Here is a 13,590-nt window from a genome sequence, read left to right as displayed (position 1 = left end):
GCCGGAAGAAGCGCATTAGTGACAACATATGCTCCAAATAGATTTTGACGAACGAATAATTTAAGCTCTTGATATCTATGAATTGGATATGACGAGATGTTTTCGATGGATATGGAACTGGCTAGGCAGCGGTTCGGACCCGTTGTAGGCGGACAAGCCGACGGCGCCTGAGACGTCGCGGAGAGAACATCAATCGTAGATCTGGATCGCTTGCAGGCGATTCAGGAGGAAGTCGCGCCGCGCTTCTGACTTGTGCCGCTGCGCGCTTGCCTCATCATTGCGCGCTTGTCTCATCATTTGAATCACGACATCGGGAGATCGCTTCATCGGCGCCATCTTTCGTGCGGCGATCAAGGCGCGAGATCGACCGTCCGATCGTTACCGCGAATCCAGCTTTCCCTCAGCCGAATTAATGCTCCCGACAGGATTCCGTAATGCAACAGCCTTAGCTCTTTTACAGGGCAGATCATATTTGGAGAATCATCATGAAAGAGAACAATGAACGACCGCGTCGCAGGATCCTGTCGCCCCGACGCCTGACGCTGCTCGGGTCGGTGGCGGTGATAGGCTCAGCCATTGCGGTTGCGGGATCGTTGCCGCACGGCCAGCTTGCCGAACCAGCGTTTGCGGCAGCATCGCCGTCCGAGGCCCAGCAAGGACCAACGGGCTTCGCCGATCTGGTCGCGAAGGTCAAACCGGCCGTAATCTCGGTGCAAGTAAGGGTCGATCAAGGTGCCGACACGGGCACACTCGGACCGAACGGCGAAAGGCTGCCTCCTTTTCTGGAGGGGACGCCTTTCGAGAAATTCTTCCGTCAGTATGGCTTCGGGGACTCTCCTGGCGGCCAACCTCGCCGCCATGAAATCATCACGGGCGTCGGCTCCGGTTTCTTCATTTCCCCCGACGGCTATGCCGTGACCAACAATCACGTGGTCGACCATGCGAAGTCGGTTCAAGTCAAGACAGACGACGGCAGCCTCTATACGGCGAAGGTGATCGGAACCGATGCGAAGACCGACCTCGCGCTCATCAAGGTCGAAGGCAAAACGAATTTTTCCTATGTCGGCTTCGAAAGCCAACTCCCCCGCGTCGGCGACTGGGTCATCGCGGTCGGCAACCCCTACGGCCTGGGCGGCACCGTAACTGCCGGCATCATCTCGGCTGAGGGACGCAACATCAACGCCAGTCCCTACGGAAGTTACATCCAGATCGATGCCCCCATCAACAAGGGCAATTCGGGCGGGCCGACCTTCGACAGCAACGGCAACGTGATCGGCGTAAATACTGCGATCTATTCGCCCTCCGGCGGCTCGGTTGGAATCGGCTTCGACATACCTGCCCCGACCGTGAAAATGGTCGTCGCGCAACTCCGGGAAAAAGGCGCCGTGACTCGCGGCTGGCTCGGCGTCCAGGTGCAGCCGGTCACGGCGGGCATCGCTGAGAGCCTCGGCTTGAAAAAGGCGGAAGGAGCGTTGGTCGACGAAGCCCAGCCTGACACGCCGGCGGCCCAAGCCGGCATCCGGGCCGGCGACGCGATTACTTCGGTTAACGGGAATGCGATCAAGGACCCGCGTTCACTGGCGCGCGCGATTGCGGCGATGGCTCCCGGAAGTTCGGCAAAGCTCGACATCCTGCGCAAGGGTGAGGCGAAGACGATTACCGTAACCCTGGCGAAGATGCCAGACCAGACACAGAAGCGCGCCCAGGCGAAGGAGCCCGAGCAAGAATCGGCGAAGGGCATTCCCCATCTCGGTTTGTCGGTTGTCCCGGCAAACGATGTTGAGGGCGCCGGCAACAAGGGCGTCGTGATCACCGCCGTTGACCCGGACGGTCCGGCGGCCGAGCGTCTGCAGTCCGGCGACGTGATCCTCGCAATTGCTGGCAAGAGCGTCAGCAAAGCTGCCGACCTTCGCAAAGCGCTTCTGGAAGCAAGGTCCGACGGCAGGCACGATGTTTTGATGCAGGTCAAGACGACGGACAATACGCACTTCGTTGCCGTGCCGATCGGCTAGACACGGTGACAGGCCTGCCGCCGCGCGTTCTCCGGGCGCGGCGGCTGGGCTCGATTGGATTTTTGCGTCCGATCTTTCCGAGGCAGAGCCGGACTGGTATCAGCAGCCCGCGAGATGGACACGAAGATAAAGATCGACATCTGGTACATCGTCGTGACTTTCGTGACGCTCTCGCTTCTGCAGAACCTCTACCGGCTGAGCAAGCAATACACGGTCATTCCTCTTTTCAATGGATTCTGCCTTGTGCCATCACATGATCGAGTCACTGGTCCGCTGCATCGATCATGTCTGTCCGGCCCGGGGTGCCGGTTGTCACCGCGGGCGGCTCAAAGGGCCTCAAGCTGGCCATCCAGCAAGAACAGTGATGCTTGCGGCGCAACCGGAAATAGCACAACGACTACTTGGTCGACCCTTGCTCGATGCGATCTCAAGATCTGGTAATCACAACCTCGAGATAGTCACCGGGAACAATGAGAGTGCAGTTACCGCCCCAGTTCGACATTTCCAGTAGATCAAGAATGTCGGCTTCCAGTGCCGCTGCCCTTTCCGGATCAAGCGACGCGAATGCACGGTTTGTGGGACCATAGCAAGCGCGAAAAACGTCGAGCCAGTGTTCCGGAGATTTATACCTGAAGGTAAAAGTCTGCACGGAGCTATTGATTTCATGTCCTTGGAACAACTCTCCCAGGCGAGCCGCGGTTCCCCAGAGAGTAGGCGGTTTGACGCCGGGTAGTGGTGGCGTGTACTTTCCAACAGCTTTGAGAAGCTGACCTATAAAGCCATCTGGCGTCCAGTTGGCCAGCCCGATCTTCCCGCCTTTCCGCACCACGCGAACAAGCTCGGCGGCCGCCTTTTCCTGGTTCGGGGTAAACATGACGCCGAACGTGGACAACGCTACGTCGAAGCTGCCGTCAGCAAATGGAAGCGCTTCGGCGTCAGCCTCCTGAAACTTGGCGGAAAGGCGCTCGGCGGCGGCGCGCTCCTTGCCTCGCTCAAGATGTACGCCAACATAGTCGGTCGACGTGACTTGAGCAAAGCGACGTGCGGCGGCGAGTGTCGCGTTTCCATTGCCGGCTGCGACGTCGAGCACGGCGCTCCCCGCATGCATATCGACGGCTTCGCACAGCCGCTCACCGACAATCTGAAGGGTTGTGCCGATCATTGCGTAGTCGCCGGCAGACCAGACAGCCTGTTGGTGTTGTTTGATGACATTGTAATCGAGGGGTAGCGTCGCAACGGACATTTGGTCATCTCCTCTTGCCTCAGAACCTCCGCGCGAAGGCGGAACCCGCAACTTGCGAGGTCGGCGGGAAGCATCTCATCATGACTCTGGAACAAGCTAGTTCAGGATATGAATCCGACCGGTACAGATTTTGAACTGGCACCGCTGGACTGATCGTAGCATTCTTGCCGGGCGGGCTCAGTTGGAGGAAGACTTCAATGTCGGACAGCAGCTACAACCAGTTCTGTCCTGTCTCGATGGCGGCGGAGATCATCTGCTCCCGCTGGACGCTTCTCGTTCTGCGTGAACTTGTGCTGGGATCAACCCGTTTCAACGAACTGCGGCGCGGGCTGCCGAGCATGTCGCCCGCGCTGCTCTCGAAGAGGTTAAAGGAACTTGAAGCTGACGGCATTGTCATGCATATCGCCGCCGAACGCGAACCTGGCGCACTTGAATATCGCCTTACCGAAGCGGGAAATGAGTTGCGTCCGATCATCGAAGGAATCGGCACTTGGGGACATCGCTGGGTTACGACCAAAGCAACGCTGGAGAACCTCGATGCCAATCTGCTGATGTGGGACATCAGGCGAAACATAAACACGGATCCAATGCCGCATCGTCGCAATACGATCCAGTTCATCTTCAATGACAGGTCACCCTCGGAGCGGAATTATTGGCTCGTCGTGGAACCGGGCAACGAAGTTGACCTGTGTCTCGTCGATCCGGGCTTCGACGTTGATCTTTACGTATCAACGGATCTGCGGACGATGACCGAAATCTGGCTCGGATATGCCGCCATCGGCCACGCGTCTGAGGATGGCCGACTTGTCTTGACAGGGAACAGCAAACTTGCCGCCGATCTGCGCACGTGGTTGAAGCTCAGCGTGTTCGCAAGAATCGAGAAGAAGGTCGCTTAGGTATGGCGCCCGTTCTTCTGGCATAGCGTGGTGCTGAGCGAGAGCAGCCGCCACTGCTTGAGCGGGCATCGTCTCAAGGACACCCGATGGCGTTCTCCCAAGACGTTGACGGCGAGCCGTTGAAGACGCGCGCAGTCTCGTCGGGCGACGATGATTGGAGGCAAATATTCGCTCATGTCTATTCCAGGGATGGACTCCACGGATATTGCATCAGCCGTCAAAGGATGACACAGCCTGCCACGATCGCTTCCATTCTGAAGGGTTCAGCCGCGTCCTTCGGCATCTTGCGGATCAGGTCGACGAGGTTGTCGGTATAGCCGCCCAGGACGTTCAGTTGATTTTGGCAATGCGCACCGGAAAGCGCGATGACTTCCAGTCCCGTCTTCGCGTCAGCAAGTTGGGTCACGTATTCAAGCGACCTCAATGCGTTGTCGCTCGACAATCTCATGTTTTTTAGATTGTGGTCAGCAACGGCACGAGCAACGCTACTCGCGGAATCCAGGCAAAGCCGACCCATTTCGCTTGTCCTGCCAATCATCACTTGCTCCTCTGTCACAATGAACCGATCTCGCAGCCGAGGTGCTGGACTGGCCGCCCTCACCGTTCGAAGGCGACAGACTTCACAACCGTCACTTTCGGCCGCGCTTTGTCGTCGTGCGACGGCAAGTTCGCGCCTGATGCTTCGCACGAGTGATTGCGGAGCGTCTGCTCCGCAACATCGCAATCAAGCAGGCTGCATTTTGTTCGGAACTTTAGCCCGGACAGCCATGAAAGGCGGCCCGGGCTACTCGCCTATTTGCAAGAGGCCGGCGCGACAAAGGCGTTTTTGATCGAGCCCAATGATAAGCATGACTCATACTTGGCGAGACAATCCACGAAATCAAGCCCGCGATCTAGGCCGTGCCGCTTTGTCGCTGTTTAGCTGCCGCAAGCTCCGCCGATGTCTTGCGACGCCGCGACAGATCGAAGCGACGTCAAGCACGCGGCCAAGCTCTTTTGTCGCCGGCAATCCTTCGCCCTGATATTTCGGGGACGATCTCGTCCCCGCCAGGCGCGGCCACTCTCCGTAACTCGGACTAGCCAAGCTAGACCGGCGATGCCTTGAAACTGCTCGGTCGCACTATGTATCAATTTTTGTGAATTCAACGGTCGACATTTCTCGCTTGTAAAACTTGAAGATGAGCCGAGAGTACGAGCGTTCGCCAATCTTGAAGATTAGCGACATGGGGTGTGGGCAGCTGCGAGTGAGGTAATCTCCATGACTTCTGTCGAATGCGCAGCTCATGGTCCAAACGACACACACGGTCGCCGTACTGGCTGGCGGCGCTATGTTTACTCGACCAATCACAAAGATATCGGCACGATGTATTTCGTGTTCGCGATATTCGCAGGGCTGGTCGGCGGGATCCTTTCGGTCGTGATTCGGATGGAATTGCAGCATCCGGGACTGCAGCTTTTCTCCAGCACGCATACCTACAACGTGTTCGTGACCAGCCATGGGCTGATCATGATTTTCTTCACGCTCATGCCGGCGATGATGGGCGGGTTTGGCAACTGGATGGTACCGCTCATGATCGGAGCGCCGGACATGGCGTTTCCGCGAATGAACAACATCTCGTTCTGGTTGCTGCCTTCATCGTTTGCGCTGCTCATCATCTCGGTGTTCGTCGAGGGCGAGCCCGGCTCGCATGGCGCCGGCACCGGCTGGACGCTCTACGCGCCTTTGTCGACGTCCGGACACCCCGGCCCTGCGGTGGATTTCGTCATCCTGTCGCTGCACCTGGCCGGCGCATCTTCGATTTTGGGCGCAATCAATTTCATCACCACCATTTTCAACATGCGTGCGCCCGGCATGACCATGCACAAGATGCCACTATTCGCATGGTCGGTTCTTGTGACCGCTTTTCTGCTGCTGTTGTCGCTGCCCGTGCTCGCCGGCGCGATCACCATGCTCCTTACCGATCGTAATTTTGGCACGACGTTCTTCGCCGCAGAGGGCGGCGGGGATCCGGTATTGTTTCAACATCTCTTCTGGTTCTTCGGCCACCCGGAAGTTTACATCATGATATTGCCGGGCTTCGGAATCATCAGCCAGGTGGTTTCGACGTTCAGTCGCAAGCCCGTCTTTGGCTATCTCGGGATGGCCTATGCCATGGTTGCGATCGGATTCATCGGCTTTGTCGTCTGGGCTCACCACATGTACACCGTCGGGATGACCAGCAGCGCCCAAGCCTACTTTGCTCTCGCCAGCATGGTGATCGCGGTACCGACTGGTGTAAAAATCTTTTCGTGGACCGCGACCATGTGGGGAGGCTCGATCAGATTTCAAACGCCAATGTTGTGGGCGATCGGGTTCATCTTCGTGTTCACCATCGGCGGCGTGACTGGCGTGGTGTTGGCGAATCCGGGCGTCGATCGGTCATTTCAGGATACTTATTACGTCGTCGCACATTTCCACTATGTGCTATCCCTTGGCGCCGTTTTCTCGATCTTCGCAGGCTGGTACTACTGGTTTCCGAAAATCACCGGCTACATGTATTCGGAAAGTCTGGGCAAGCTGCACTTCTGGTTGACCTTCATCGGCGTCAATCTCGCATTCTTTCCAATGCATTTCCTCGGACTATCGGGAATGCCGCGCCGCATCGCCGATTACCCGGATGCGTTCGCGGGCATGAACCAGATTTCATCGATTGGATCTTATATCTCTGCAGCGGGTCTCGTCGTGTTCTTTGTCGGCCTCGCCTTGGCATTCAGCCGTAAAGAGCGGGCTGCGGACAACCCGTGGGGTCCCGGCGCGACCACACTGGAATGGACGCTCTCTTCGCCGCCACCATTTCATCAGTTTGAGGTCTTGCCCCGTGTCGCCTGATCGAGTCTTGCGGTTCGAGCCGAGCAACGTAGTGCCTGAAGTTCCGCCGCGACGTCCGCTCTCGCAGTCCTTCGTGTGACGCAGGGACGTATGTGCGATGATCTGGAGACAGCCCGCTGCGGTTGAGAGGAGGGATTTCCCGTGTCTGGCCGGTTGCTCGGAATGTTCGGCGAGCGCATTAGTCGCTCACAGGCAGCGGCTCTATGTTGGCCATCCTCGGGAGGCGCTGCTATTGTCGTTCTCTTCGTCGTAGCCGCTGCCTTGATGTTTGATGCGTTGACCCCGCAGATAATCTCGGTCGGCATTCTGTATGTAGGTCTGGTCCTTCTGGGTTTCTGGTTTCCAAAGCCGAAGGCAGCCCTCTTTCTTGCGCTGCTCGCAACGCCTTTAATCATCGCAGGATACTGGATAACGATTCCTGACAGCATACCTGCATGGCAGGCATGGTTGAATCGTGCCCTCGCCATTGGAACTGTTTGGTTTACGGCAGTTTTCGTGTGGCACATCCGCGTCCTTGAAGGAAACTTGCAGCGACAGATGGATATCACCAAGGCACTTTCGCGCGAAATGACTCATCGTGTGGGAAACCACCTGCAGCTCGTTTCTTCGTTCTTGATGCATCAGGCCCGCAGCAGCTGTAATGAAGAGGTGCGTCGCGCGCTCGAACGTGCGGGCTCACGTGTGATGGTGATTGGAAATATTCAACGGCTGTTGTCGCATTCCGCACCTTCGCGCATGATCGACTCGAGAGAGTTTATCATGACCGTCATCGACGAGGTGCGCTCGGCTTTGCCAAACTCCAGTCAGGTTGACATAGCGGCACGGGCCGATTCCGCGGAGCTAACCTCCGTGCGCGCAATCGCCATCGGAGCCTTGTTGCTGGAACTCATCAACAACGCACTGAAGTATGCGTTCCCCGACGGTATGAAGGGAATGCTCACCGTGAATTTCACTGTTTCAGGTAACAAGAACATAATCGAGTTTGAGGACGACGGCGTTGGCATTGCTCACGGACAAACCCCCGACGGATTTGGTACCAGGAATGTAGAGGACCTCGCACGCCTGCTGGGAGGGTCGATAACCTGTCAATCCGCATGCCAGTCCGACAGTCGGCCGGGCACCAAATGGCGGCTGGTGATCCCAGCATGAAAATCGGCATCGGCTGTGTTGCGAAGATCGAACCGGCCAGCCAGCAGCCCGCGAATGTTCTAGCTAGCCAGGACGAGCGTTCGTACGCGGTCGAACGGCGGGTCGAACGGCTTGAGCAAACCGCGATCGACAAAGGCCTATGAAGCGCCCAAGCGCAATGCTAGACGCGCGTGCTTCCCGTGTACGAAGCCGGGTCACTCGCGGGGAACGACTGGATTGAGCCCTCGTCCACCGTCCTGTCTTGGTCCCCTTCGGCCGGGAGCGGGTGCGGGTTGCGGGCGGGGATCGCAGAGACTTCCAACGGATTTCCAAGCAGTTGACGCAAGACGTACTGCAGGATGCCCCCATGACGGATGTAGAGCACTTCTTGCGGAGTTTCGATGCGGGCGCTGACCTCGAACTCGACTGTGCTGCCGTCCTCACGGCGGGCGCGCACCGTCAAGCGGCGCGATTGCGCGAAGCCGCTTGCGACGCCGGCGGTGATCCCGTCAATGTCGAAAATCTCCCACCCCGTGAGTCCGAGGCTGGCGGCCGAGGAGCCGTCCACGAACTGGAGCGGTAATATGCCCATGCCAACAAGGTTCGACCGGTGAATCCGCTCGAAGCTTTCGGCGATAACCGCTCGCACTCCCTGGAGGTAGGGGCCTTTCGCCGCCCAGTCCCGGCTGGAGCCGGATCCATAGTCCTTGCCGGCCAGCACCAGCAGAGGAATACCCTCCGCCAGATAGCGCTGGCTTGCCTCATAAATTGAAGTCACTTCGTGGGCCGGCAGATAGGTCGTGTAGCCGCCTTCTGTTTCCGGAGCGAGCCGGTTGCGGATGCGAACGTTCGCAAAAGTGCCACGGACCATCACATCATGATTGCCGCGTCGTGACCCGTATGAATTGAAGTCCCTCGGCGCCACGGCTTCCGAAACTAAATATTCTCCGGCAGGGGACCGCACCTGGATCGTCCCCGCGGGAGAGATGTGATCCGTGGTGATGCTGTCGCCAAACACGGCGAGCGCGCGAGCGTCGCGGATGTTTTCGACTTGCGGAGGGGCTTTGCGAGGCATGTCCTCGAAGAACGGCGGACTCCGGACGTAGGTGGACGTCTCGTCCCAACTGTAGATGTTTCCTGCGGGTGCCTGCAGCGCGCGCCACAGCTCATCGCCAGCGAAGATGTCGCGGTAGTTCTCGCGATATAGCTCCGAACCGGTCGCCTCACGCATCGTCCGCCGGATTTCCTCCTGACTCGGCCAAATGTCGCGCAGGAACACGGGGCGTCCGTCTCGATCATGCCCCAGCGGCTCGGTTTCGAGATCGATTGTGATCCGTCCGGCGAGCGCGAACGCAACGACGAGTGGCGGTGACATCAAATAATTGGCACGTACTTCCGAATGGATCCGACCTTCGAAGTTGCGGTTTCCGGACAGCGCCGCGGCGACGACGAGGTTCCTGCGCTGGATCTCCTCCGATATCTCGGCTGGAAGAGGTCCGGAATTCCCGATGCAGGTGGTGCAACCGTAGCCGACCAGGTTGAAACCGAGTTGTTCGAGATAGGGCGTGAGTCCGGCGCGATCGTAGTAGGCGGTCACCACGCGCGACCCCGGCGCGAGGGACGTCTTGACCCAAGGTTGCCGGTTCAGGCCACATTCGGCGGCACGTTTGGCAAGCAGGCCGGCGGCCAACATGACCGACGGATTTGACGTGTTGGTGCAGCTTGTGATGGCAGCGATGACGATCGAGCCGTGCTCCAGGACGTCGGCGCCGCCCACCACAGGATGGAGCGGGCTGCCCCCAAAATCCCCTGCGGTCGATTCACCCCACACCTCCAGTCGCTCTTGGTGCGAAGTGCGAGCATCGGCGCCTTTTCGACTGCGCGGAGAGTTAGGCGGCAAGAGCGATGGCAAACAAGCCTCGAAGGCCGCTTTCGCGCGCCCAAGAGGCACACGGTCCTGCGGGCGACCAGGACCGGCAATGCTGGGCTCAACCTCGCCAAGGTCGAGTTCGAGCGTGTCGCTGAACATTGGCTCGGGCGCGGTGCTGTCATGGAAAAGCCCCTGCTCCTTCATATAGGCCTCGACGAGCGCGACCCGCTCCTCCGAGCGCGCCGTTAGCCGGAGATAGTCCAACGTCAAGGCATCAATCGGAAAGATCGCGCATGTCGAGCCGTATTCTGGAGACATGTTGCCGATGGTCGCGCGGTCCACCACGGGAACGTTTCCCACGCCTGGGCCATAGAACTCCACGAACCGGCCCACCACTCCCTTCTTGCGCAGCATCTGTGTCACAGTGAGCACGAGGTCCGTCGCGGTCGCGCCTTCGCGGAGCTTGCCCGTCAGCTTGAAGCCGACAACTTCCGGGATGAGCATCGAAATTGGCTGGCCGAGCATTGCCGCCTCGGCCTCGATACCCCCGACGCCCCAGCCAAGCACGCCGAGGCCGTTCACCATCGGTGTGTGCGAGTCGGTTCCGACCAGCGTATCCGGATAGGCGAGCGGGAGCACATCACCGCTTGCGGGATTTCCTTTCGAGTCCTCGTCCGCTCCGAACACCACGCGCGCCAAATATTCGATGTTGACCTGATGGCAGATGCCGCTGTTCGGCGGCGCGACGCGGAAGTTCTTGAACGCCTGCTGACCCCATTTGAGCAGCGCATACCGTTCCCCGTTGCGGCCATAGTCGAGCTTCTGGTTGATCGCCATGGCACCGGGCACGCCGAACGCGTCGGCCTGGATGGAATGGTCGATGACAAGTTCGACCGGTTGCAGCGGATTGATTTTCGCGGGATCGCCGCCGAACCGAACCATGGCATCGCGCATCGCCGCAAGATCGACGATTGCCGGAACGCCCGTGAAATCCTGCAGCAGGACGCGTGCGGGCTGAAACGCGATCTCGGCGCGCTCGGGCGAGTTGGGCCGCCAGCCGGCCAGCGCCTCGATGTCAGCGCGTGTCACCGAAGAGCCGTTTTCGTTTCGCAGCAAGTTCTCAAGAAGGATGCGAAGCGAGTACGGTAGACGATCGACCGCAAAGCCGTGTCGCTCGAGCGCGTCGAGGCGATAGATCGTGTAGGAGCGATCGCCGATCTGAATCTGTGCGGCGGTTCCGAAGCTGTTCATGTGGTCCTCCGTTCGAAACGATTCGTCCTGTTCCGCGATGCGCGTGAGCATTCACGCCTGCGGCAGGCGGTCCAAGGCGCGGACACCGCCGGGCTGCCAGGAGACCCGCCCTGAACTTCACCGGCGTGCTAAACCGGATAACGCAGAACCGCCGCAAACGACTGCTCGCGTGGGATGTCGGCCTTGCGGACCCCGATTACTCGACCTCCCGTGGCAAGGACGCGCGTGGCGATTTCGTCGACCAAGCCGGAGTTGCCCTCACCCTGTTGCCGCGCAAAGCTAACGGCGCCTCGACTGTCAATGCGGCCCGGAATGACCGCATCGATGTCCACGAGGATTGTCTCCGCCGCGCCGAACGTCGCCGCGCGGGCGGCTTGGGCGATGTCGGTCGTGGCCTGGCCATTGTTCTCGCGTTGGCTGAACAGCGTTTGCCAAGCGGCGATCTCATGCCGGTAGATTTCATCCAGAATCGGCCGAGCTCGTTCGGCGAGGCCGGCTTCGTTCAATCCTTCGGGGCTTCCCTCGATGATGGGATCAGCGAGCTGCGGGTATGTGTTCACCGACCGGTAGATGGAAGCAAGCGGTTCGGCTGCCGCGAGGACGAGCGGGAGACCGCTTCCGCCCAACACGGGCCGTAGGGCGCGGTCCACCCTCCGGGCGAATTGTCGCAGCAGCACTTTCTGACCTTCCCGGCCTTGGATTCGGCCGCTGGGCCAATGAGTGATCTCCCCAACACCGCGCACAGCTCTTCCGGCATCTACCGGCAGGCCTTCGACTTTGACCAAGGCGGCGGGCAAGTCAGCCGACACTTCGATGAGACGCACGCCTCGTTGCGCCAGCGCCAAGACGTAACATGCATTGGGGAAGCTCACGCTTCGGAGCAGCGGCTTGATGTGAAATCGATCCGAGACTTCCAGGAGACGCTCAAGGGAACTCGGAAGACGAAAGGTTCGTGCGTTCTCCGGCGTCGCAAATACGGCGAGGCTGTGCGCCTGAAAGCGCCAGAATTCGTCGTCGTCAACGAGATCATCAAGCTGCTCAGCTATCAGGACCGCTGCGCGCTCGTCCCCATAAGCCGAGCGGATCTGCTCGACCGTCCGCTTGCTTAAATTCTTGAGCTCGATCCGATCGCCTCTCGTCTGCCGAGTTACGGGCGTGGTCGGCAAGTAGATCGAGACGCACACGTCGCCTCGATAGGACGCCAACGCCGCTATGTCACCGGCGGTAGGAATATCGACATACAGCATCCTGATGTCCTCCGCTCTTAAAGTAGTAGCACGGACGGAACGAGCGAAAACGTCTCCCGCGCTCAATGATCAGCGTCCGATGCGTCTTGACGCACTTGCTTCGTAAACACCAGCAACTCTCTCGTTCAGCTCGCGAGGTCGGAAAACTCATCGTCCGGCTTTGATCTCATCGATCGCACGAACCATGAGATCCTCGAGCGCGCGTCGTACCTCGCCCTCGTCAGAGGGGACTCCTGCAATCTCTAGATCGTTGACCACCTTGCTAACGACGTCATCATCTCCCGGTTCCTCGAAATCAGCGATAACCACCGCGCCTGCATAGGCGTCGGCATCCGCACCTGATTTGCCGAGCCGTTGCGCAGCCCACAGGCCCAAAAGTCTATTTCGGCGGGCAATAGCCTTGAAGCGCAGCGCCTCGTCGTGCGCAAACTTGCCTTCGAACGCTTCCGCGCGCTTTGTGAACTCCATCATTCCCGACTCCCTTCCATGGATGATCGATCTTGGCGGTAGCGACAACCGTCAAGAGAGGCGAATTAATGCAGGACATCACCCGCCTATGGTCACGATATTCTTCCATCCGCCTACGTGTCGCGCAGCCAAGTCACGCTGCGCGACTGAATTGTTAGCTCAAGCTGGCGCCAGTTCGCGCACCGCCAAAACGGTGAGCCGCTTGAGCTGGCCGGTCCGGGTTTCCCACGTAATGGACGTCCCCGTACTAAGTCCAATCAGCGCAGTTCCTACCGGCGTGAGCACGGAGATCTTGCCCTGCTCGATATCGGCTTCGCTCGGATAAACCAGCGTCACCTTCTGAGTCCGGCCGGTACTTTCGTCACGGAACTCGACCTCATAACCCATGCTGACCACGTCTATCGGTTGGCGTCCTTTCGGGAGCACGTCCGCACGGTCGAGTTCATCTGCAAGATTCGCCGCAACGTCAGGCATGGTGCGTAGGGCGGCGCGCGCCAATCCCGAAAGGCGCTCGTGGTCCAAGGCTGTCAAGGTAACGCGGGGCATCGAATACGACCGCAGCCGGTCATTCGTGTGTTTCATCATCGTGATCCTTGTTGAGCGGCC

At 59.1% G+C, this 13,590-nt stretch carries 12 protein-coding genes; 5 read left to right on the top strand and 7 right to left on the bottom strand.

What is annotated here, in order from left to right; translation table 11 throughout:
- Window positions 1–189: 189 nt before the first annotated feature.
- A complete protein-coding gene (locus V7E26_RS00485; RefSeq protein WP_324412318.1) occupies window positions 190–354 on the bottom strand; it encodes a hypothetical protein in 165 nt (54 codons plus the stop codon).
- A 131-nt stretch (window positions 355–485) separates the two neighbouring features.
- On the opposite strand from V7E26_RS00485, the gene V7E26_RS00480 reads away from it, so the two are divergent.
- Window positions 486–2,012: a Do family serine endopeptidase gene (locus V7E26_RS00480; protein WP_324412316.1), complete on the top strand. Its 1,527-nt coding sequence runs from the start codon at window positions 486–488 to the stop codon at window positions 2,010–2,012.
- A gap of 427 nt (window positions 2,013–2,439) precedes the next feature.
- Here V7E26_RS00480 and V7E26_RS00475 read toward each other — a convergent pair whose 3' ends face one another.
- A complete protein-coding gene (locus tag V7E26_RS00475; RefSeq protein ID WP_324412314.1) occupies window positions 2,440–3,255 on the bottom strand; it encodes a class I SAM-dependent methyltransferase in 816 nt (271 codons plus the stop codon).
- Window positions 3,256–3,452: 197 nt separating this feature from the next.
- Between V7E26_RS00475 and V7E26_RS00470 the strand changes: the two genes are divergently transcribed.
- A complete protein-coding gene (locus V7E26_RS00470; protein ID WP_324412311.1) occupies window positions 3,453–4,151 on the top strand; it encodes a winged helix-turn-helix transcriptional regulator in 699 nt (232 codons plus the stop codon).
- Between the two features lie 217 nt (window positions 4,152–4,368).
- On the opposite strand, the gene V7E26_RS00465 is transcribed toward V7E26_RS00470, so the two are convergent.
- Window positions 4,369–4,689, bottom strand: a complete 321-nt coding sequence (locus V7E26_RS00465) for a phasin family protein (RefSeq protein WP_324412309.1) — start codon at window positions 4,687–4,689, stop codon at window positions 4,369–4,371.
- Window positions 4,690–5,409: 720 nt separating this feature from the next.
- Here V7E26_RS00465 and ctaD point away from each other — a divergent pair.
- The 3 genes from ctaD to V7E26_RS00450 all read left to right on the top strand — a co-directional run bounded on the left by ctaD (window position 5,410) and on the right by V7E26_RS00450 (window position 8,312).
- Window positions 5,410–7,020 (top strand): cytochrome c oxidase subunit I, encoded by a 1,611-nt coding sequence (gene ctaD / locus V7E26_RS00460; protein ID WP_324412306.1) that lies wholly within the window; start codon window positions 5,410–5,412, stop codon window positions 7,018–7,020.
- A gap of 141 nt (window positions 7,021–7,161) precedes the next feature.
- Complete coding sequence (locus V7E26_RS00455; protein ID WP_324412304.1) at window positions 7,162–8,169, top strand: sensor histidine kinase; 1,008 nt, start codon at window positions 7,162–7,164, stop codon at window positions 8,167–8,169.
- Window positions 8,166–8,312 (top strand): hypothetical protein, encoded by a 147-nt coding sequence (locus V7E26_RS00450; RefSeq protein WP_324412302.1) that lies wholly within the window; start codon window positions 8,166–8,168, stop codon window positions 8,310–8,312. Before V7E26_RS00455 ends, V7E26_RS00450 begins: the two co-directional genes overlap by 4 nt.
- A 17-nt stretch (window positions 8,313–8,329) precedes the next feature.
- Here the strand turns inward: V7E26_RS00450 and acnA are convergent, their stop codons facing one another.
- The 4 genes from acnA to rnk form a co-directional block, all read right to left on the bottom strand.
- Complete coding sequence (acnA, locus tag V7E26_RS00445; RefSeq protein ID WP_442893332.1) at window positions 8,330–11,320, bottom strand: aconitate hydratase AcnA; 2,991 nt, start codon at window positions 11,318–11,320, stop codon at window positions 8,330–8,332.
- A gap of 77 nt (window positions 11,321–11,397) precedes the next feature.
- The gene (locus V7E26_RS00440; RefSeq protein WP_324412299.1) at window positions 11,398–12,516 is read right to left on the bottom strand and encodes a baeRF11 domain-containing protein; all 1,119 of its coding nucleotides are present in this window, start codon (window positions 12,514–12,516) and stop codon (window positions 11,398–11,400) included.
- A 147-nt stretch (window positions 12,517–12,663) separates the two neighbouring features.
- The gene (locus V7E26_RS00435) at window positions 12,664–12,987 is read right to left on the bottom strand and encodes a DUF1476 domain-containing protein (protein ID WP_324412297.1); all 324 of its coding nucleotides are present in this window, start codon (window positions 12,985–12,987) and stop codon (window positions 12,664–12,666) included.
- Between the two features lie 156 nt (window positions 12,988–13,143).
- Entirely contained in the window at window positions 13,144–13,566 is a 423-nt protein-coding gene (gene rnk / locus V7E26_RS00430) for a nucleoside diphosphate kinase regulator (protein ID WP_324412295.1), read from the bottom strand.
- Window positions 13,567–13,590: the final 24 nt, after the last annotated feature.

Source organism: Bradyrhizobium sp. (genome assembly GCF_036735945.1).
Taxonomy (GTDB): domain Bacteria; phylum Pseudomonadota; class Alphaproteobacteria; order Rhizobiales; family Xanthobacteraceae; genus Bradyrhizobium.
Note: the sequence above shows the minus strand (reverse complement) of the source record. Positions and strands in the feature narration are given on the sequence as shown.

What these genes read in the sequence shown, in the direction of transcription:
- V7E26_RS00480 (WP_324412316.1), top strand. Translation starts at nt 486, where the DNA reads ATGAAAGAGAACAATGAACGACCGCGTCGCAGGATCCTGTCGCCCCGA.
- V7E26_RS00475 (WP_324412314.1), bottom strand. Translation starts at nt 3,255, where the DNA reads ATGTCCGTTGCGACGCTACCCCTCGATTACAATGTCATCAAACAACAC.
- V7E26_RS00470 (WP_324412311.1), top strand. Translation starts at nt 3,453, where the DNA reads ATGTCGGACAGCAGCTACAACCAGTTCTGTCCTGTCTCGATGGCGGCG.
- V7E26_RS00465 (WP_324412309.1), bottom strand. Translation starts at nt 4,689, where the DNA reads ATGATTGGCAGGACAAGCGAAATGGGTCGGCTTTGCCTGGATTCCGCG.
- ctaD (WP_324412306.1), top strand. Translation starts at nt 5,410, where the DNA reads ATGACTTCTGTCGAATGCGCAGCTCATGGTCCAAACGACACACACGGT.
- V7E26_RS00450 (WP_324412302.1), top strand. Translation starts at nt 8,166, where the DNA reads ATGAAAATCGGCATCGGCTGTGTTGCGAAGATCGAACCGGCCAGCCAG.
- acnA (WP_442893332.1), bottom strand. Translation starts at nt 11,320, where the DNA reads ATGCTCACGCGCATCGCGGAACAGGACGAATCGTTTCGAACGGAGGAC.
- V7E26_RS00440 (WP_324412299.1), bottom strand. Translation starts at nt 12,516, where the DNA reads ATGCTGTATGTCGATATTCCTACCGCCGGTGACATAGCGGCGTTGGCG.
- V7E26_RS00435 (WP_324412297.1), bottom strand. Translation starts at nt 12,987, where the DNA reads ATGATGGAGTTCACAAAGCGCGCGGAAGCGTTCGAAGGCAAGTTTGCG.
- rnk (WP_324412295.1), bottom strand. Translation starts at nt 13,566, where the DNA reads ATGAAACACACGAATGACCGGCTGCGGTCGTATTCGATGCCCCGCGTT.